This window comes from Leucothrix pacifica (genome assembly GCF_003172875.1).
GTDB classification, from domain to species: Bacteria; Pseudomonadota; Gammaproteobacteria; order Thiotrichales; family Thiotrichaceae; genus Leucothrix; species Leucothrix pacifica.
The window spans coordinates 121,881-140,944 of the sequence record NZ_QGKM01000005.1 but is presented as its reverse complement, the minus strand read 5'-3'; the positions used below and the strand labels follow the sequence as shown (position 1 = coordinate 140,944).

General features: G+C 47.6%; 17 protein-coding genes. 5 read left to right on the top strand and 12 right to left on the bottom strand.

The window, feature by feature from the left end:
- Position 1: 1 nt before the first annotated feature.
- The 8 genes from DKW60_RS03150 to DKW60_RS03115 form a co-directional block, all read right to left on the bottom strand.
- Positions 2 to 2,035, bottom strand: a complete 2,034-nt coding sequence (locus tag DKW60_RS03150; protein WP_219988619.1) for an ASKHA domain-containing protein — start codon at positions 2,033 to 2,035, stop codon at positions 2 to 4.
- A gap of 25 nt (positions 2,036 to 2,060) precedes the next feature.
- The gene (locus DKW60_RS03145) at positions 2,061 to 2,960 is read right to left on the bottom strand and encodes a dihydropteroate synthase (RefSeq protein WP_109836205.1); all 900 of its coding nucleotides are present in this window, start codon (positions 2,958 to 2,960) and stop codon (positions 2,061 to 2,063) included.
- Between the two features lie 67 nt (positions 2,961 to 3,027).
- Complete coding sequence (locus tag DKW60_RS03140) at positions 3,028 to 4,023, bottom strand: methylenetetrahydrofolate reductase (RefSeq protein ID WP_109836204.1); 996 nt, start codon at positions 4,021 to 4,023, stop codon at positions 3,028 to 3,030.
- Positions 4,024 to 4,046: 23 nt separating this feature from the next.
- Positions 4,047 to 4,523, bottom strand: a complete 477-nt coding sequence (locus tag DKW60_RS03135) for a methylenetetrahydrofolate reductase C-terminal domain-containing protein (protein ID WP_109836203.1) — start codon at positions 4,521 to 4,523, stop codon at positions 4,047 to 4,049.
- Complete coding sequence (locus tag DKW60_RS03130) at positions 4,523 to 4,843, bottom strand: virulence factor (protein ID WP_109836202.1); 321 nt, start codon at positions 4,841 to 4,843, stop codon at positions 4,523 to 4,525. The genes DKW60_RS03135 and DKW60_RS03130 overlap by 1 nt, the downstream gene beginning before the upstream one ends.
- Positions 4,844 to 4,847: 4 nt before the next feature.
- Positions 4,848 to 5,603 carry a DUF1638 domain-containing protein gene (locus tag DKW60_RS03125; RefSeq protein ID WP_245929559.1) on the bottom strand — a complete coding sequence of 252 codons (756 nt, stop codon included), beginning with the start codon at positions 5,601 to 5,603 and terminating at the stop codon, positions 4,848 to 4,850.
- Entirely contained in the window at positions 5,500 to 6,198 is a 699-nt protein-coding gene (locus DKW60_RS03120; protein ID WP_109836200.1) for a corrinoid protein, read from the bottom strand. Before DKW60_RS03120 ends, DKW60_RS03125 begins: the two co-directional genes overlap by 104 nt.
- A gap of 80 nt (positions 6,199 to 6,278) precedes the next feature.
- Complete coding sequence (locus DKW60_RS03115; protein ID WP_109836199.1) at positions 6,279 to 7,820, bottom strand: trimethylamine methyltransferase family protein; 1,542 nt, start codon at positions 7,818 to 7,820, stop codon at positions 6,279 to 6,281.
- A 229-nt stretch (positions 7,821 to 8,049) separates the two neighbouring features.
- On the opposite strand from DKW60_RS03115, the gene DKW60_RS23575 reads away from it, so the two are divergent.
- Complete coding sequence (locus DKW60_RS23575; protein ID WP_181389563.1) at positions 8,050 to 10,278, top strand: hypothetical protein; 2,229 nt, start codon at positions 8,050 to 8,052, stop codon at positions 10,276 to 10,278.
- A 226-nt stretch (positions 10,279 to 10,504) separates the two neighbouring features.
- Here DKW60_RS23575 and DKW60_RS03105 read toward each other — a convergent pair whose 3' ends face one another.
- The gene (locus DKW60_RS03105; RefSeq protein ID WP_109836198.1) at positions 10,505 to 11,290 is read right to left on the bottom strand and encodes an enhanced serine sensitivity protein SseB C-terminal domain-containing protein; all 786 of its coding nucleotides are present in this window, start codon (positions 11,288 to 11,290) and stop codon (positions 10,505 to 10,507) included.
- 103 nt (positions 11,291 to 11,393) lie between these two features.
- Positions 11,394 to 12,401 carry a zinc ABC transporter substrate-binding protein gene (locus DKW60_RS03100; RefSeq protein ID WP_181389562.1) on the bottom strand — a complete coding sequence of 336 codons (1,008 nt, stop codon included), beginning with the start codon at positions 12,399 to 12,401 and terminating at the stop codon, positions 11,394 to 11,396.
- Here DKW60_RS03100 and znuC point away from each other — a divergent pair.
- Together znuC and DKW60_RS03090 are read left to right on the top strand one after the other, a co-directional pair.
- Complete coding sequence (gene znuC, locus DKW60_RS03095; protein WP_245929557.1) at positions 12,373 to 13,173, top strand: zinc ABC transporter ATP-binding protein ZnuC; 801 nt, start codon at positions 12,373 to 12,375, stop codon at positions 13,171 to 13,173. The genes DKW60_RS03100 and znuC overlap by 29 nt on opposite strands.
- Positions 13,166 to 13,954 carry a metal ABC transporter permease gene (locus DKW60_RS03090; protein WP_109836195.1) on the top strand — a complete coding sequence of 263 codons (789 nt, stop codon included), beginning with the start codon at positions 13,166 to 13,168 and terminating at the stop codon, positions 13,952 to 13,954. The genes znuC and DKW60_RS03090 overlap by 8 nt, the downstream gene beginning before the upstream one ends.
- 78 nt (positions 13,955 to 14,032) lie before the next feature.
- Here DKW60_RS03090 and DKW60_RS03085 read toward each other — a convergent pair whose 3' ends face one another.
- Positions 14,033 to 15,202: a DUF1501 domain-containing protein gene (locus DKW60_RS03085; RefSeq protein WP_109836194.1), complete on the bottom strand. Its 1,170-nt coding sequence runs from the start codon at positions 15,200 to 15,202 to the stop codon at positions 14,033 to 14,035.
- 37 nt (positions 15,203 to 15,239) lie between these two features.
- Positions 15,240 to 16,529: a DUF1800 domain-containing protein gene (locus tag DKW60_RS03080; protein ID WP_109836193.1), complete on the bottom strand. Its 1,290-nt coding sequence runs from the start codon at positions 16,527 to 16,529 to the stop codon at positions 15,240 to 15,242.
- Between the two features lie 235 nt (positions 16,530 to 16,764).
- Here DKW60_RS03080 and DKW60_RS23475 point away from each other — a divergent pair, with 235 nt between their 5' ends.
- Together DKW60_RS23475 and typA are read left to right on the top strand one after the other, a co-directional pair.
- On the top strand, positions 16,765 to 17,064 hold the full coding sequence (locus tag DKW60_RS23475; RefSeq protein ID WP_146203422.1) for a hypothetical protein: 300 nt from the start codon (positions 16,765 to 16,767) through the stop codon (positions 17,062 to 17,064).
- 97 nt (positions 17,065 to 17,161) lie between these two features.
- Positions 17,162 to 18,973, top strand: coding sequence for a translational GTPase TypA (gene typA, locus DKW60_RS03075; RefSeq protein WP_109836192.1), 1,812 nt, complete (start codon positions 17,162 to 17,164; stop codon positions 18,971 to 18,973).
- Positions 18,974 to 19,064: the final 91 nt, after the last annotated feature.

Genomic DNA, 19,064 nt, shown 5'->3' with positions numbered 1-19,064 from the left:
CTTAGCCCCTGCGACGGCGGCGTCGGCGACTACCTTCAACAGGTTCTTCAGCACGTTTTTCTTTTTCTGGTGGCTTGGTCACGACAGCAAATAAATTCGGGAATGGGTCGGTATCGTGTGGGAAAGCCATCGCGCCCACGAAATAATCCTGAAACTTTGGCTCTACTGCAGTTTCGATTTTCTCGATATTACGTACGACGGTTTCGATGGTATTGCGCGATGCTTTATTGAGCAAAGCGATGCGAGCACCTGTTCCTGCTGCATTTCCGGCTGAAGCAACATTGTCCAGCGGACAATCAGGAATTAAACCCAAAACCATGGCGTGCTTTACATCGATATGGCTACCAAACGCACCAGCCAAACGAATGCGGTCGATCTGTGTCACACCCATTTTATCCATTAACAAGCGAACACCTGCATACAGCGCAGCCTTACCAAGTTGGATTTGTCTGACATCATTTTGGGTAACAGAAATCACCCGATCCGGTCTGCCGGAGCCGTCGTCATACAGTACATACGAGAAGGTGCGGTCATTCGGAATAATCCGTGGGTTTATAGTGGCTAAATCGCCATCGATCACACCTTCTTTACTGATGATACCCGCGAGATACATTTCTGCGATTACTTCAATAATGCCGGAGCCACAAATACCATTCACACCGATTTTTTTGATGGACTCTTCAAAGCCTGCTTCGTTTGACCAAAGCTCAGAGCCGATGACCTGAAAACGAGGTTCTTTAGTGAGCGGATCAATCCGTACCCGCTCTATTGCACCCGGAGCGGCACGTTGGCCACTGCTGATTTGTGCACCTTCAAATGCAGGGCCGGTAGGACTGGAGCAGGCCATGAGCCAGTCTTTATTGCCCAGAACGATTTCAGCATTGGTGCCGACATCGACCAGCAGGGTAATTTCATTTTGTAGTTGTGGTTCTTCAGAGAGCACTACACCGGCCGCATCCGCTCCGACATGACCGGCGATACAAGGCAGTACATAAATCATCCCGCCACTATTGATGGTTATACCCATATCACTGGCGCGGGTGCGAACTGCTGAGTCGGTGGCTAAGGCAAACGGTGCACCACCGAGTTCGACCGGATTAATGCCTAGCAAAATGTGATGCATAATGGGGTTGCCGACCATGACCAATTCCATGACATCATCCAGTGGAATATCAATCTCGGCTACAATTTGTTCGATGAGTTTATTGAGTCCCGAACGAATTGCTTCGGTCATTTCGCCCGCGCCTTCCGGATGCATCATTACATATGACACGCGGCTCATCAGGTCTTCACCAAAACGGATCTGTGGATTCATTAAACTACCGGAGTTAAGGACTTCACCGGTATGCAAATCGCAGAGGTGGGCAGCGACGGTGGTAGAGCCGATATCAATGGCCAGACCGTAGACTTTCTCTTTGAAGCCCGGCCATACATCCACAATGCGCTTACCGTCATAGACCGCTGCGGTCACTTTCCAGTCGCCTTCACGCAGAATCGGTTGCAGTTTTTGCAGCAGGTTTAAATCAAACTCCAGATCGCTGAGTTCCCACTCCAGCTTAAGCGCTTCACACAGCCGTTGCATGTCGCCCTTGGGGTTATGCATATCGGCTTCTTCGACGTCGATATAGTGCAGGCTAATGGTGCTATCGAGTGTGATATCGCGCAGGTCTGCTTCTTTACGCACGATTTGTTTGTGTACCTGACTTTCCGGCGGTACATCAATCACCACATCGCCTTGCAGTAGTGTGTGACAACTCAGGCGACGGTTTTCAGCAAGTACTTTGCGTTTTTCGGAATATTTTTTTTCAGCCGCAGTCAGCTCATTCAGATGAGATTTACTGGAAACAATCTGATGTTTCTGAAAATTACCCTCCGCACACTCAACCTGGCAGCGGCCACATATGCCGCGACCACCACACACGGAGTCAATATCAACTCCAAGGCTCTGGGCGATTTGTAGCAGTGGCGTTCCTAGCGAAAACTGACCACGACGCCCTGAGGGCATAAAAACGACTTTGGCGGTTTCGTGAGACAAAGGGGAAATCTCCTGTTGCTAAAATTTAAGAACGGCGGCGGCGTCCACCTGAAGTACGGGTGCCGCGCGCACCTTCTGCCGGGGCTTCACGGTACTTACGAATCCAGTTGGCGCAATCCGGGTCATGTCCCAGCATGACATCAGAGCCCATCACCGCCTGAATCACTTCAGGGTGCAACGGACTAGTGATGGCTGAGGTCATGCCTGCACCCATTGCCATACTGAGGAATGATCCGTTGATGCCGTTGCGGTTGGGCAGGCCAAAGCTTACATTGGAAGCGCCACAGGTGGTATTCACTTTTAATTCATTGCGTAAGCGAGATACCAAAGCCAGTACTTGTTTACCGGCACTATTGATGGCACCGATTGGCATCACCAGAGGATCAACCACAACACGGTCATGCGAGATACCGTAATCGGCGGCGCGCTCAACGATTTTCTTAGCCACTTCAAAACGTACATCCGGGTCTTCACTAATGCCGGTTTCGTCATTTGAAATAGCCACTACTGAAGCGTCGTATTTAGCCACTAACGGCAATACGCGATCCAGTGACTCGTCCTCACCAGTTACTGAGTTAACCAACGCTCGTCCTTGATAAACCGATAAGCCTGCTTCCAGTGCATCGATGATTGAGGAGTCAATACATAGTGGTATATCGGTAAATGACTGAACCAGCTGGATTACTTCAGCTAGGATTTTAGGTTCGTCAGCTAATGGTATACCCGCATTAATATCCAACATGTGTGCGCCTGCTGCGACCTGCGCCAGTGCATCCGCTTCAACACGGCTGTAGTCACCGTTTTTCATTTCTTCGGCCAGAATTTTACGGCCCGTCGGGTTAATGCGCTCACCAATAATTACGAATGGCTCGTCGAAGCCAATTTTCACTTCCTTGGTGGGTGAGGTTACGATAGTTGTAGTCATGATGTTCTCCGGTCGAACTTGTGCTGTTTGGTTAATGCTCTTGGTCAGAGCTTGCTAGATTAAGGTGTTAAGCGATGTCGCGTGTGGGATACCACGGTTTTCGGTTACCGAGTACTCCTGATTTTTCTACGATTTCAGCAACCGCATATTCCATGCGATACGCCATGATGTGAACACCATGTACCCCTTGCATGTCTTTGATGGCATTGATCATGTCGGTACAGATATTGATACCTTCCTGTTTCTGGTTTTCTGCGCCTGCTAAACGTTTAATGATCGCATCCGGAATATGCACACCGGCGACATTACTACGAATCCATTCGGCAGCTCGGGCAGAGGCTAGTGGACCAACGCCGGGCAGGATAAAAACTTTTTCATGCAAGCCCATATCCACGACTTTTTTCATATAATTTTCCAGCATCTCAATGTCAAAGCAGTACTGGGTTTGTACGAACTGCGCCCCCGCTGCTACCTTTTTGGCTAAGCGGTGAGGGCGGTAGTCAAATGGTGGTGCGAACGGATTGGCAGCAGCGCCTAAGAATACTTCCGGTGGCTTTGTCAGTTTGCGGCCACTCAGAAACTGTTTTTGATCCCGCATGCCTTTGAGCATGGATAGCGACGACATGCAGTCCAGATCAAACACTGGTTTGGCTTCAGGGTGATCGCCTGATTGAACGCCGTCACCACTCAGGCACAAAATATTTGATACCCCCATCGCGGATGCACCCAATACATCGCCTTGAATAGCAATGCGGTTTCTATCACGGCAAGACACCTGCATAATCATGGAGTAGCCTTTATGAGCAAGCAGGGCGCACATGGCAACACTGGACATGTGGCAGTTAGCACCGGAGCCATCGGTTGCATTGATGGCATCCACATAGCCATCAAATACCTCGGCACGGTCGTACACTTCTTGCGGATCAGCAGAGTCTGGTGGTGCAATTTCTGCAGTGACAGCAAATTGACCAGCGCGCAGCACCCGCTCAAATCGTCCTGCTGACACATGACCCGGTAGAATGGGGAGATTTTCTCCCGGATTTGGTTCGTCTTCAAAATACATTACACAATCATCCGATCAGGTGGTTATTGGCTGGCGTTTGCTTTGGCTTTTTCCTGACGTTTCAGGCGGACTTCACGTAACCAGGCAGAGGTTCCCTTTTTACGGGAATCCAGTGCTGGCTGAACGATGTGAATGGCTTGCTCTTTGGGAGGCATATTCTGAGTGCCTTCCCATGCCACAACCCATACACAATCCATGTCTGGCTTCACCTCACATTTGCCATTGGGGCGCACACCACCACAGGGACCATTGCGAATGGTTTTGGGGCAATTCATAGGGCAGGACATGCCTGTTGAACCGAGTGTGCATTGGCCACAGGATTGCGAATCAAACAATAAGCCCTTAGTGACTTTCTCAACCGCCATAAACGGCTTTTCAAGTTTGTCATAACCGATCTTTTCTAACAGGGGGGCCGCTTTGTAAAGAGTGCTTTCTACACCGCTGTACAGATGGTGCAGCTTGTTAGCATGCTTGGCTGACCAACGTCTCATGGAATACATCAGGCATCCTCCTGTGCTGTGTTATCAATCCCACCGGCATCAACTATGATCTTTAGGCGAGCGTCCGGATAATCAGTCTCGTATTGATTGGCCTCTGCCTGAGCTTGTGCCTGAATGTCATCACTGCTTTCGCATTCCGTAGTAACACGACGCCATTCTGCGACATAGTCATCCGTTCCGGCTTTGCCTGACTTCATGGCTGCACTGTCGATGGCTTCCTGAAAGCGATCACTCAGCATCCATTTGCCCTTATTGCGGCCACGTTTTATGAGCACCTGCGAGGGAATATCCCTCCAGTAAACGACTATTTTCTGAGGCATTAGTCTAGACCCTCTGGGGTTGGAAGTTGATAACCTGGTTGATAACTTGGGCCTGAAGGCCACTTTCCAGCAAACCATATCCGGTATGCCGTTGTTCAAATGCCAGACCTAAATATTGCGCGGCCTGTTGCGCTGTGATGACTAGTTTTTCGTTATGTGTTTGCGACAAATAAACCAGTCGGGTGTAATTGCCAAACATCATTGTTTTGATCTCGGGATGCTTATCAAGCTTCATTCCGCGAACAATTAATCGGTCAAAATGTTGGGCCAGAAAATCGGTTAGATAAAATGTCCCAAGTGCTTCCTCTGCAAGCTGATCAAATGCTTCAAGACCTGCAAAGAAGGCATAACAATGTGCGCCGGGTAACCGCTCGATGGGGCGTTCTGTTGTTGAGAACTCGGCCATCACCCGGTCAATCTCACCTCCGGTGCCACAATCTGCATAGGCGATGAAAATGTGTTGGTAGTCGTCCCGGACTTCAGCAAGTTTGCTGCGTAATTGTCCTGATATCCTCTCCGGTCGATTGTGTAACTCAGCATCCAGGCACTGAATGCGGAGTTGTTGCCAGCCATTCAACAATTTTATTTGTTGAATCTCTCTGGCCAGAGCGCCACAGGCAATAACCAGTAGCGGCTCTGTCAGTAATTCCGCCTGACTATGCGGCGTATTTTTGTGCAACGAGTTCAACGGCTGTACTTGCTGCGGTTGCAGCATCCCGGCAATAAGCGGTTGCGCCAACGGCTTCACCAAACTCTTCATTGAGTGGTGCGCCACCGACTAATACGATGTAGTCATCACGAATGCCTTTTTCTGTCATCGCATCGATGACTACTTTCATATACGGCATAGTGGTAGTGAGCAGGGCAGACATACCTAATACGTCAGGCTTGTGCTCTTCCAGTGCAGCAAAATATTCTTCGACAGAATTGTTGATGCCAATATCAATTACTTCGAAGCCTGCACCTTCCAGCATCATGGCAACCAGATTTTTTCCGATGTCGTGGATGTCACCTTTGACGGTACCAATGACCATTTTACCAATCGGTTTAGCACCAGTTTCAGCTAGCAGCGGGCGAAGGATTCCCATCCCACCCTTCATTGCATTGGCTGCTAACAGCACTTCGGGCACAAACAAAATGCCATCGCGGAAATCAATACCGACAATAGTCATGCCACCTACCAGTGCTTCTGATAATACTTTCTCTGCAGACCAGCCACGTGAGAGCAGAATTTCAGTGCCTTCGATAATCTCATCTTTCAGACCGTCATAGAGGTCATCGTGCATCTGCTCTACCAGTTCATCATCAGGCAATTCGGATAAGATGATTTCTTCGTCATCGTACTCTTCACTCATATTGTTATCCTCAGTCACAGGGTTGCTTGTGTATTGTTAGGGTTAAAGGCTGGTTAGTGAGCCTTACTTAATCATCTTTCTTAGTAATCTTTGTCAGGGAATGATGCTTTACGGGTTGCCATGTATTCAACCAAGGCTTCATCAATTGCAGGGTCTAATGCAGGCGCTTCGTAATCTGCCAGCATCTGCTTGTATATCTTGTTAGCGCGTTGAGTTGCATCTAGTTCACCATCTTCCTGCCACTGTTCGAAACTATTGTTATCGGCAATTGTGGAGCGGTAGAAGGCGGTTTCAAAATTGGCCTGTGTATGGGTGGCACCAAGGAAGTGATTACCCGGACCGGTTTCACGCATAGCGTCCATCGCCTGACCGTTTTCACTCATATCCACACCCTTGAGCAGAATCGGCATCATATTCGCCTGATCTGCATCCAGAATGAATTTCTCATAGCTCATGACTAGTCCACCTTCTAACCAACCGGCGGTGTGTAACATAAAGTTAACACCTGCCAGTGCCGCAGTTTGCAAGGTGTTGGCTGACTCATAGGCTGCCTGAGCGTCTGGAATCTTAGAGGCATTTAAACCACCACCGCTGCGGAACGGAACGCCTAAGCGTCGTGCCAGTGCCGCTGCGGTATAGAGAATCAAACTAGGTTCTGGAGTACCAAAAGTTGGTGCGCCAGTTTGCATGGAAACGGCCGCTGCGAAGGTACCAAATACCACAGGCGCGCCCGGATTCACTAGTTGCACGAATGCCATGCCGGCAAGGGCTTCGGCCAGAATTTGAGTGGCGGTTCCGGCGACAGTGACCGGCGACATCGCACCGGCTAAGATAAATGGTGAAACGACAGTGGCTTGGTTATGACGAGCATAGACTTTTGCAGCACCTAGCATGGTGTCGTCAAATGTCATGGGTGAATTAGCGTTGATCAGACTCGCTGTCACAGCATTGTTATCAACGAATTCATCACCGAATACGATCTTACACATATCGACCGTATCTTGGGCACGCTCAGGAGCTGTCACCGAGCCCATAAATGGCTTGTCGCTGTATTTGATATGGCTATAGATCATATCAAAATGACGCTTGTTGACAGGTAGGTCAACCGGCTCACAGATGGTTCCGCCAGAGTGATGTAATCCCGGTGACATGTAGGCGAGTTTTACAAAATTCCGGAAGTCTTCGATGGTGGCATAACGACGGCCTCCGTCCAGATCTCGCACGAAAGGCGAGCCATAGGCTGGTACCAGTACGGTTCGCTTTCCGCCGATGATGGTGCTGTTTTCGGGGTTGCGTGCATGCTGGGTAAATTCTTTTGGCGCACTGGCCTGAATAATGGAGCGACACATTCCGCGTGGGAAACGAACCAATTCACCTTGTACATCTGCGCCTGCATCTTTTAATATTTGCAAGGCTTCAGGGTCATCACGAAACTCAATGCCGATCTCTTCCAATACTGTATCTGCATTGTACTCGATCTGGGCTAGTCCGGATTCTTCAAGGACTTCAAAGTAAGGGATATTGCGCTCGATGTAAGCGGCTTGTTTTGTTTGTGAAATCTGGCGAGCTGCGCGTTTTCCGCTTCTGCCACCACCGCCACGTCTACCCTTACGTTCGCTCATTTAATCTACTCCACACTCTGGTGTTTATACTTATGTTGATGGAGATTTTGAGGTTTTATGAGCAATCTAGGCAAACAAAAAAAATCATATCAATTGATTAATTAAGTTGAGTTGGATGCTTGATATACTAATAAATACCGCCATTCGTTTGGATGGTGGGCGTTTTCATGGCAATATTCGGCTATTCGATTATTAATAAAAAGCAAATTTCTAGGACGCGGAGAAAATAATGCAAACAAAAAGGATATCAACTTGGCGGGGGCTACTTGCCACGTTGCTGTTAGGCATGTCAGTCCAGGCCACTGCCCAATACAGTCCAAACCCACGTTTGGGGTCGAATGTGGGAAGTCCGGACAAGATGACTGCATCAATTCCATTCACCGATATTTTTAAAAGTTCGACAGGATGGTACACCTCATGTGAATTCGATTGGCAGACAAAGCGAGGCATCGATCCGGGGTGTACTCAGCAAAATGCCTTTAATACGCGCGAGCAAAGTCTGTTGGACATGGATGCGAATGGTTGGGTGCGTTCACTTCCTGCACCGAATCAAAATCCAATTTTCACCAGTGTGACGAGTAGCTGGAGCTTGCCTGAATCATTCCCAACCGGACGTTATGTTGTTCTGTATGAAGGACAGGGGTTAATTAAATTAACGGGTGACTTGAAGATCATATCTGAACATCAGGGCAGAACGGTTTTTGATCTTAATTCTCCGAAGCGTAATCTGCGTTTGAATATTTCACGGATTAATCCTGCGAATTATCTACGCAACCTGAAAATCGTCCCTATTCAGAACGAAGCGAATCATCGCAGGCAGATCTTTAATAAAGACTATATTGCCCGGATGCAGCCACTGCATGCCTTACGCTTTATGCCTTGGTCAAACCCGCGTGGTAATGATGCTGAGGAGTGGAATCAGCGTACGCCGATTGAATACTCTCACTACACCGGCTCAAAAGGTGTCCCTGCTGAGCGTATGATCGACCTGGCAAATGCGACTAATACCGCACCTTGGATCAGCGTGCCTTACAAGGCTTCTGATGACTACATGCGCCAGTATGCGCGTATGGTAAAGAATCGTTTGCGGAAGAACCAAAAGGTGTATCTGGAATATTCCAATGAGATGTGGAATGTTATTTTTCCGGGTACAACTTATGCGGCGCGTAAAGCCGACAAGCTTTGGAACTTCCCGTACAAAGAGAAAAATGCTTACCAGCGTCGTGTGTCAATGGCGGCTAACTGGTATGCCAAGCGTACGGTAGAGATGTGTCAGATTTGGAAGCGTGAGTTTGCCAATGAAGCAGGCCGTGTTGTCTGTATTCTTGCGTCACAGTCATCAGCACCTTGGGCGGGTAAAGAAACCTTAGACTGCCCGTTGTGGAAAGAAGCGAATGGTTGTGGACGTTATGTGGATGCGTTTGCGATTGGTCCATATTTCGGTGACTACATCGCTCGTAAAGAGCACCGTGAGACGGTTAAAAGCTGGTTGCGTGATCCTGATGGCGGTATGAATCGTCTGTTTACGGAAATCGAGCAGGGAGGTCAGGTTGATAAAGATACTGGTGGTGGTTCGATTAATCTGACCATGAATGCCTACGTAAAACAAAACGTAGCGCTGGCGAATAAATACGGATTGCCATTGATGGCATACGAAGCGGGTCAGCATTTGATTCGTTTTGATCCACCACACACGGTGAAAGAGCCAGATGTGCTGAATCTGTTTATGAGTGCACAGAAACATCCTCGTATGAGAAATGCTTATACCCGTTATCTGCAAGCGTGGAATCGTGAAACACGTGGCGGTTTGATGATGCACTATTATGCAATCGGTAAGCCAACACCAAAGAACTTCTTCTCGATGTTGGATCATTCGCGTCAGCCTAGTACACCGAAGTATCAGGCATTGATGGATTATCTGGGTGCGCCGTCTAACTACACGCCACCACCAGTACGTCGTGCCGCTACGCCTCCTCCGGCACCTGCTGTCAGAGCAGCAGCTCCTGCTCCTGCAGTTGCTCGTGCGCCAGCGCAGCCTCAGGTGGTTCGTCGTCCTGTTGCACCAGCGCAACCACAAGCGGTGGTTCGTCCTGCGGCTCCACAAGCGCCTCGTTCAGGGCTTAGTGGCGCAGGACTTGCTGGTTGGGCCGTTGCCGGCACCAGCGCAATTTCTCCGGGAATTAAACTGCATGCTGGCAGAAAGAACGAGTTATCAATTCTTTGGCAATTTGCTAACTTACGTCTGACTGGCCGTGAATATTTCCATATCTTCGCGATCGACAGTCGTGGTGGGCGCAAACTGCTGATGAAGCAGACTGCCAAAGATATGCGTGAAGTAGGTGAGATGGCGCAGATTTATGTTGAAGACATTAATCGCTATGTCGGCCCTCCAATTCGTCTTCAGATTGAAGTAAGTCCTGGCTTACAGGCAGTGATTGAAGATGTAAGCTTCGAGTAATGCATCGAGATATCTTGGTCAGTTCGGCTTGCTTAGTGGGCTGACTATGCTTGCCACGTAGTGATTGAAGCCATGTTTGTGTAACGCAGATGGCAAAAAGCCAGCTCTTTTAATGAGCTGGCTTTTTTGTGGGGTTGGCCCCTCCTGAAGTAAGTTTCATATTGAAGACTTATTTTATGGAAGCACCAACCTCTTCTTGTAAGAAGTTGAGTTTGTTTGACAAAATTTAGTGAATCTTCGTCGATGCCGTGCTGTAAAACGGTTTTACTTGTTCCAGAAGGAAGTCACTGATCTCAGGGTCATCATCGTTAATTGTAAAGAAGTCGAACATTTCATAGTCAGAGTCATTGTCAGCTTCCGGTATGCGACCGGCAACCGCTTCGATAGCGGCATCAATATCACCATGTCCCTTAATGCCGACTAACAGGTGTGGCTCAGGGTCTGCAGATGGCTCATGAATGCTGGCTAAGTAAGCCGCTTCAATTTCAGGGTAGTCCCCTAGAATCTCAGTCATGGTTTTAATGAGTGTCTCTGGTTCAGCACGTAATACATCCAGATAAACACCATCCTCATCGTACTCAGTGCCATCCAGCAGTTCTTCAAGGTTGTTCACGCTGTCACTGCCAAGCAATGAGACGACATCTTCAGGTGAAAACTCCATGCCATATTCAGTGTTAGGGTTGAGCACCATGGGAACGCCCAGTGTCATTCTGAATAAGGCTTCAGTAGGTACTTCCAGATAAGGCTCATCTTCAGGAATAGTGCGTTGAAGTGTCTGTAATGAGGTGAAGAATGGAATGACCGGACTTTTGTCTTCATCACTTTCCCAATGATTGATTAATAGTTCGTCATCATCACCGAGTACAAAATTCGTGTCGGGTAATTCCTTGGCAGGTTTTCCCAAAATAAAAACGCGTGACTCCATCATGAGTTTGTAGAATAACTCTACTTTATTCTCGTCGATAGCGGCGTTGTGGAGTGCTTGTTCGAGTGCGTTAGCAGGTAGCAACATGGTGATTATCCTGAAAGCTTTGTTTTGTTATGTTGTTTAATGTAACTAATCATAACCTTAGTGTTAGGAAAAGTCCTGTCGAGTGTTATTTTATCGCGCATGATTATTTTGGCTCCAGACAGCTTCGTAATTGTGTCGCGGTGTAGCGCAGTAGTTCAGGGTATGTTTGATCAGATAGGGGAATAGCCCGACCAAGCGGATCGATTTCTGTGGTACTAACCTTGAGATCTTCTGTGAGTACACGAAGCGTTCGGATTTTTACGCCCGGTTCAGTAACGATACAACTCACACCACTACTTTGAATCAGTCTGCGGGCATCTGAGATTGCCTTGCCACTTGCCTGAAGACCTTCCTGTTGCGTAATGCTACCGAGTTGCTTCAACTCATAGTGCTTGGTGAAGTATTGCCATGCGTCGTGCATTACTAAATAAGGCTGAGTGGTAACAGCTGCAAGCTGCTCACGGATTTGTGAGTCAGTAAGCTCAATGGCAGCTATCAGTTTTTGAGCATTGGTTTCAAACTGGGTCTTATGGTCTGGTAGGGCATTGCTCAGTCTGTCGCGAATTGTTTTTACCATTGCGATAGCATTATGTGGGTCTAACCAGAGGTGATAATCCTTGGCTTCATCACTATGCTCTGAGCCAGAATGTTCTTCATGTTCTTCATGTTCTTCATGTTCTTTGTGGCTATCTTTTGCTTTATCGCCGGCTTCATCTGAGTGTTCCGTTTCTTCTGAGCCTGAGTGTGACGCTTCATGATGCGAATGGCCTGCTTCAAGCAGCTGAATGCCTGCAGACCGCGATAATACAATGACTTTATCTTGATTAATCGTGTTCAGGCTTTTATTTAGTTGAGCTTCCATCATAGGGTCGATGCGAAAGACCAGAGATGCTTTAGCTAAGCGTCGTAAGTCAGATGGCTTAAGGCTGTAATGATGGGGTGAGGCGTAGTCAGGCACCATCTGAATAGTTTCAGCAGTATCGCCCGCAATCGTAGAGACCAGAGCATGCACAGGCTTTATTGTAGAAAGAATGAGTGGTTTATCCGCAGCACCCGCTAATGGTGCTGTCAGGGCTGCAATCATGGCAAAAAAGAGTACAATGCGCTTCATTATGACGGACTCAGATAAAATATTGGCGGTATTAAAACACGTCAGCCTCAGTTTCGAGAAGCGACAAATTTTGCAAGATGTCAGCTTGAGTATTGAGGCAGGTAAGGTATTGACCATTATCGGCCCAAATGGTGCCGGAAAATCAACATTGCTAAAAGTGTTACTAGGCTTGCAAACGGTCGATAGTGGTGAAGTCTCATTACGAGCAAATCTCAGGATTGGATATGTTCCCCAATCAATCAATATTGACAACACCATGCCTCTCACGGTTAAACGCTTTGTTGCGCTAGGCGGTAAGGGCGATGCTGTGAAAGTGCTGGATGAACTTAAAGTGGGGCATTTGGTAGATTCGTCAATCCAGTCAATTTCAGGTGGTGAGTTCCAGCGTGTGTTATTGGCAAGAGCGGTAATGCGTAAGCCTGATCTGTTAGTGTTAGATGAGCCGGCTCAAGGCGTTGATGTAATGGGGCAGGGCGAGCTCTATGAGCATATCTCACAGCTACGCCAGCGTTATGGTTTTGGTGTGATTATGGTGTCACACGACCTGCATTTGGTGATGGCAAAAACGGATCAAGTGATCTGCCTGAATCAGCATATTTGTTGTCATGGAGTACCGGATGATGTGAGTCGCCACCCGGAGTATCAGCGATTATTTGGCGACATGCCTGATGCTGGTTTGGCGGTCTATACACACCATCATGATCACACTCACGATATTCACGGCAATGTTGTGCCTGAAAATGGCCACGGAGAGGATTGTCAGCATGGATGAGTTTATAATTCGTGCGTTACTAGCAGGATCCTTAGTGGCAGCGGTGGCCGGTTTATTAGGCGTATTTGTCGTGTGGCGTCGTATGGCATTTTTCGGTGATACCTTGTCGCACTCCGCGTTATTGGGTGTAGCGATCGGCATGTTGCTCAATATTGGTTTTATGGTCGGCGTCATCGTTTCGACTTTATTGGTCGGTATTATCCTGTATTTATTCCAACGCCAAAGAAGAGTGAGTAATGACGCCTTACTTGGCATATTAGCGCACAGTGGTTTGGCCTTAGGTTTAATTGCACTTAGCTTTGTGCAAACGCAAAACGTCAACCTGGAAGATTGGTTGTTCGGTGATGTGCTTACCGTCACCTGGACTGATGTTGCAACGATCGCCGGGATTTTGTTACTCGTTGTAATCGTGATGATTTGGTTATGGCATCCGCTCCTGACGCTAACGATTCATGAAGAGCTGGCAAAAGTCGAGGGGGTTAATGTCAATCTGGTCAATATGGCGTTTGTAATTTTAGTGGCATTATTAGTCGCCACAGCAATGCAGGTCGTTGGAGCCTTGCTTATTACTGCTTTATTGATTATTCCGGCCTCTGCTGCCAGGAGCTTCGCTAAAACGCCGGAGCAAATGGCGATCTATGCCGCGTTGATTGGTATTATATCAGTACTGATTGGCGTGCTTACATCAGGCTATACTGATGCACCGGCTGGGCCGTGTATTGTGTTTGCTTCGGCGGCCATATTTTTTGCCAGTCAGGCTACGCGCTTGATTCAGCGGTAATTCTGGCGAGGATTAAGCGATATAGTGTAAAAAGCTATGGGTTATAATTGAAGGCAATTAAACCCATAGCATATATTATTACACAAATAAGACAGGTTTATGTTGCTGTCCCCAAGGACTTGGGCGTTTCCACCAACGTTGGGCGACGGTGGTATAGATTTCTCTGAAGTCTACTGAGTGCGCCAGATCACCATTAACTAAGTCTTCTTCTTTCAGACTTGGTGTCTTTCCATACAGTCCACCTCTGATGGCACCGCCTAGTACCATGTTGACAGATCCTGAGCCGTGGTCAGTACCAAAGCTACCGTTCTCACGTACACGACGTCCAAATTCAGAATATGTCACTACCATGATGTTATTCCACAGCTTGTGATGTTTCATGGACTTCACAAATGCAGTCAGGCCTGATCCCAAATGGTTCATTAGATTATTGTGCACATCACGCTGGTTGGCGTGCGTATCAAAGCCGTCTAATGTGACCTTGTATACTGGCAGGTGCATACCATTAGTAATCATCTTGTCGACCTGCGCAAGGCGGCGGCCGAATGTCGTATTAGGGAACCTGATCGGAGATGGTTTGGCGTTTTGCAGTTTATCCTGAAGTAGCTCTGCCGCCAGATTGATTTGGTTCTGCACATTTAGCATGTGGCCGAGTGCATCGTTGTCAGTGTCGAAGCTTTCTTTGTTGAGGTATTTGGTTTGGCGTAAGAATTCCTTTGAATTTCTCATCGCAACCGAACGACCTTTTTCGCCTGCCATCGGGCCTAAGTTGTTGTCGCCAAGTACGATACCGTTAAGGTCACTCTTGTTGGTACCGAGAACTTTGGATATCCAGCCTTCTGTGCCTTTACCGTCAAGGTTTCCGCTTTCCCAAATGTCAGCAGAGTGGAAGTGTGAGCGACTCGCTTCCGGGTAACCCACGCCCTGAACCCACGCCATATCGCCTTCTTTCCAAAGATTGAGCAGCGATTTCAGATAAGGGTTAATGCCCATATCGCCTTTCAGAGGAATGGCATTTTTGATCGCAATATTGGGTCTGGCGTTGTGGTAAAGCTCATCTTCAAATGGAACGAGGGTGTTAAGACCATCGTTACCACCTTTCAGCTCGACCATTAGGACGATGCGGTCAGGTCTCTGAAGTGATTTACTGAGTTTGCTTGCTTGGCTGCTGTCATTTGCAAAGACAGTCGGTATCGAGCCAGCTAGTGGTGCCAAGCTGGCGTATTGCATGAATTCACGGCGATTCATAATAGGGGAGTATCCTTGTGTAACGTATGCATTTTCACTATTTCAACTGATAGGTAGGGTCTAGAACGAGTGCCTTAACCAATCGTAGCTTCCCCGGAGTGGTCGGAAGCGATAGTGATGGTTTGCGAGGAAGTAGCCAGTTCACGACTTCTTCTCCATCCTTGGTGTTTGGAAGTTTCTTTTCTACATGCGCAGATGCTTTAGTGTGACGGGTCAGACGGTTCAATAATGAGGTTCTGACCAGCAGTGTTTGGGTATCTATCCACTGTTTACCACCTGTCCATCCTTTTACACTGGGTGGGTCAAGTAAGTCTTGTCCTAATAGTTGGCTTGTGCGAACCAGTTCATCAACAGCCGGTCTTGGGTATGGAAGAGCTCTTAGTGTTCCGATCACTAAATCAACCGGTGATTTAATCAGGTTGCCGCGGTAACGAGCATCCCAGAATTCATTACTATTGAGTACTTCTTTAAATAGAGTGGTAATCTGATAGTTCGAAGCACGAAATACATTGCCCCATCTACGGATAACGCCAGCGGGTGGGCGGTGATAGCTCACGAATTCGTGCCAGAATTTTTCAGCGATATGCTCTGCAGTTCTGTGCTGCTTTAACAGGACATCGATGACCTGATCACCGGTTTGCACCCATTGATTCAGGAACTTAACGCGCTTGCCTTCATTCTCTGCCGGGTTGTAAACGAATTTGCCTTGGTGTCTGTCAGCCCCCCAACCAGTGAATGCAATTGCTGCTGCTTTGACGTCTGCTTCTGAATAGTGTCCGCGTCCCAGTGTGAATAACTCTAAAAGTTCACGGGCAAAGTTTTCATTTGGCTTGCCTTTCTTATTCAGGGAACCATCCAGATAGACCAACATCGCAGGATCACGTGAAATCTTCCGTAACATCACTGCAAAATTGCCAAGCGCATTTTCACGCAGCAATTGATTCTGCATGTACATGATTTTGGGTTGTTGGACTTTTTCGAAGGAGGAGGTGAAGTGATTGTGCCAGAAGATGGTCATGCGTTCTTGTACAGGCGCTTTTGTCGTTAGCAAATGGTGCATCCACCATTGTTTGAGCCTGACTGATTCTCTGCCCATTTGCATGCGGGCATCACGCTTACCTTTGTGACTGTGGGTACTCATCTTCATGATGTTGTTCCACGGCGTCATGGCGGGTAGAGCGGGTGTTTTATTTTCTTTGCGACTAAGAAGTATATTGACAGCGTCGGCACGTGACCGGCCTTTGAGATGGTCTACGATATCCCATTCTTGTCCAAGCGCCGATCTGGCAACCAAGTGCCGTGCGTCAGAAAAATCAAGCCTTTGCATTCAAGTCCCTACTGAGTTCTGCTTACGTTTAAAGTATAAGGTGTCTTGTGCTTGTAATTATTATCTCTCTTTTTACAGAGATTTTCCTTATCTGTTTTAGCCGCAAAAGCTGTGATCACTTTTGGAGCAGAATCATGTGAAAACTGGTTTCTGAATGTTGTGAAACTGTTTTCATCTTTGGCTAAACAGAAGGTATCGCCACCCCGACCTACTGAAATATAACCATAGATTTATTATGAATTCAAGTTACATAGACGAGTTAGAAGAGCGCCTGGCGGAGTTCACGGCAGACTGGGAAGAGGCTTTGAGGAAGAGGATTTTCCTGTGGAGAGTTCGTTTAGTAGTCGGTTTTGTCTTGTCTTTGGTTGTACCTTTGGTTTTTCCTGATCTTTCTTGGCTGTGGTTAGTAGTTATGGGTATGTCTGCAGGTTCATTATTTTCATTATTTAAATGTAATCTTAATATGCAGAAACATGTGAGTGCATGCCGCGAACATATCCGTAATGCGCGAATTTATGAAAATTGCTCTCGTTAAAACGTCAATCTTCTGTTTTTCCTGAAATATTAATGGTGTAGTCCGCACGCAGTGTGCGTATAATCCGCGCCTATTATTCTTGTTTGAGAAAAAAGTTGTGATTGAGAATTTACGTAATATTGCCATCATCGCGCACGTTGATCATGGTAAAACCACGCTGGTAGACAAGCTGCTGCAGCAGTCAGGTACTTTGGGCGATCGCGCAGAAGTTGTTGAGCGTATGATGGACTCGAATGATCTTGAGAAAGAGCGTGGTATCACGATTCTCTCTAAGAACACCGCCCTTCGCTGGAATGACTACCGAATTAATATCGTTGATACACCGGGACACGCCGACTTCGGTGGAGAAGTAGAGCGTGTATTGTCGATGGTTGATTCTGTATTGCTTCTGGTAGACGCCGTTGACGGACCAATGCCTCAGACTCGCTTCGTTACATCTAAAGCATTTGCAATGGGGTTCAAGCCGATTGTTGTTATCAACAAGATTGACCGTCCCGGCGCACGCCCTGACTGGGTACTAGATCAGACGTTTGAATTGTTTGACAACCTGGGTGCTACTGATGAGCAGCTAGACTTCCCGGTTGTTTACGCTTCAGCATTGAATGGTTTTGCAGGTCTGGAAGCCGATGTCAGTGATGGTGACATGACGCCATTGTTTCAGGCTATTGTTGATAATGTATCGCACCCGGATGTTGATCCTGATGCGCCATTCCAGCTGCAGGTTAGTTCACTAGACTATAACTCTTATGTTGGTTTGATCGGTATCGGTCGTATCAAGAAGGGTAAAGTTGCTAAAAATACTGTTGTTAAAGTTATCGATATGGAAGGCAAGGTCAGAAATGGTCGTGTCCTTCAACCACTTGGTTTTAATGGTCTGGATCGCGTTGAGGTGGATGTCGCGCAGGCGGGTGACATCATTGCCTTTACGGGAATGGATAAACTGAACATCTCAGACACGCTTTGTGACCCTGAGCATGTTGAAGCGTTACCACCTTTGTCAGTCGATGAGCCAACGGTCAGTATGACCTTTGGTGTGAATGATTCTCCATTTGCAGGTAAAGAAGGTAAGTATGTTACGTCACGTAACATCAACGACCGCTTGCAGGAAGAGTTACTCCATAATGTCGCATTGCGTGTTGAGCAGACAGATGATCCGGATAAGTTCCGTGTATCAGGTCGTGGTGAATTGCACTTGGGTATCCTTATCGAGACAATGCGTCGTGAAGGCTTTGAGTTGGCAGTGTCTCGCCCGGAAGTAGTAGTACGTGGTGAAGGTGATGACCGTGAAGAGCCATATGAAGCGCTGACTGTTGATGTTGAAGAGCAGCACCAAGGTTCTGTTATGGAGAAGTTGGGTGAGCGTCGCGGTGATCTTAAGAACATGGTTCCGGACGGAAAAGGGCGTTTGCGTCTTGAGTACATCATCCCGTCTCGTGGTTTGATTGGTTTCCAGACTGAGTTTATGACGATCACGTCTGGTACTGGTTTGCTGTATCACACATTTGATCATTACGGTCCTTACCGCAATGAGAAGATTGGTCAGCGTAACAACGGTGTGTTGATTTCGATGGCTGCTGGTAAGGCATTGTCTTACGCGCTGTTCAATCTTCAGGAGCGCGGAAAGTTGTTCTTAGGTCACGCTGAAGAGGTGTATGAAGGCATGGTGCTAGGTATTCATAGCCGCAACAGTGACTTGGTAGTTAACCCGACTAAAGCGAAGCAGCTGACAAATATTCGTGCGGCAGGTACTGATGAAAACCTGATTTTGGTTCGTCCGATTCGTATGACACTTGAACAGGCGCTCGAGTTTATCGATGATGATGAGTTGGTTGAGGTAACGCCAGAGAGTATCCGTATCCGTAAGCGTTTGCTGACAGAGAATGAGCGAAAGCGTGCATCGCGTGCTTAATTCGTCGTATTGCTAGGTACATAAAAAAGGGGAGCTATCAGCTTCCCTTTTTTTTGCGCGTTATTAAACTATTAGCCAGTTAGCCAGTTAG

Coding starts and splice junctions, on each gene's coding strand:
- DKW60_RS03130 (WP_109836202.1), bottom strand. CDS start 4,843: ATGCCTCAGAAAATAGTCGTTTACTGGAGGGATATTCCCTCGCAGGTG.
- DKW60_RS03105 (WP_109836198.1), bottom strand. CDS start 11,290: ATGTTGCTACCTGCTAACGCACTCGAACAAGCACTCCACAACGCCGCT.
- DKW60_RS03145 (WP_109836205.1), bottom strand. CDS start 2,960: ATGACTACAACTATCGTAACCTCACCCACCAAGGAAGTGAAAATTGGC.
- DKW60_RS03115 (WP_109836199.1), bottom strand. CDS start 7,820: ATGAGCGAACGTAAGGGTAGACGTGGCGGTGGTGGCAGAAGCGGAAAA.
- DKW60_RS03100 (WP_181389562.1), bottom strand. CDS start 12,401: ATGAAGCGCATTGTACTCTTTTTTGCCATGATTGCAGCCCTGACAGCA.
- DKW60_RS03080 (WP_109836193.1), bottom strand. CDS start 16,529: ATGCAAAGGCTTGATTTTTCTGACGCACGGCACTTGGTTGCCAGATCG.
- DKW60_RS03140 (WP_109836204.1), bottom strand. CDS start 4,023: ATGTATTTTGAAGACGAACCAAATCCGGGAGAAAATCTCCCCATTCTA.
- DKW60_RS23575 (WP_181389563.1), top strand. CDS start 8,050: ATGCAAACAAAAAGGATATCAACTTGGCGGGGGCTACTTGCCACGTTG.
- DKW60_RS23475 (WP_146203422.1), top strand. CDS start 16,765: ATGAATTCAAGTTACATAGACGAGTTAGAAGAGCGCCTGGCGGAGTTC.
- DKW60_RS03135 (WP_109836203.1), bottom strand. CDS start 4,523: ATGTATTCCATGAGACGTTGGTCAGCCAAGCATGCTAACAAGCTGCAC.
- znuC (WP_245929557.1), top strand. CDS start 12,373: ATGGCAAAAAAGAGTACAATGCGCTTCATTATGACGGACTCAGATAAA.
- DKW60_RS03125 (WP_245929559.1), bottom strand. CDS start 5,603: ATGAAGAGTTTGGTGAAGCCGTTGGCGCAACCGCTTATTGCCGGGATG.
- DKW60_RS03120 (WP_109836200.1), bottom strand. CDS start 6,198: ATGAGTGAAGAGTACGATGACGAAGAAATCATCTTATCCGAATTGCCT.
- DKW60_RS03085 (WP_109836194.1), bottom strand. CDS start 15,202: ATGAATCGCCGTGAATTCATGCAATACGCCAGCTTGGCACCACTAGCT.
- DKW60_RS03090 (WP_109836195.1), top strand. CDS start 13,166: ATGGATGAGTTTATAATTCGTGCGTTACTAGCAGGATCCTTAGTGGCA.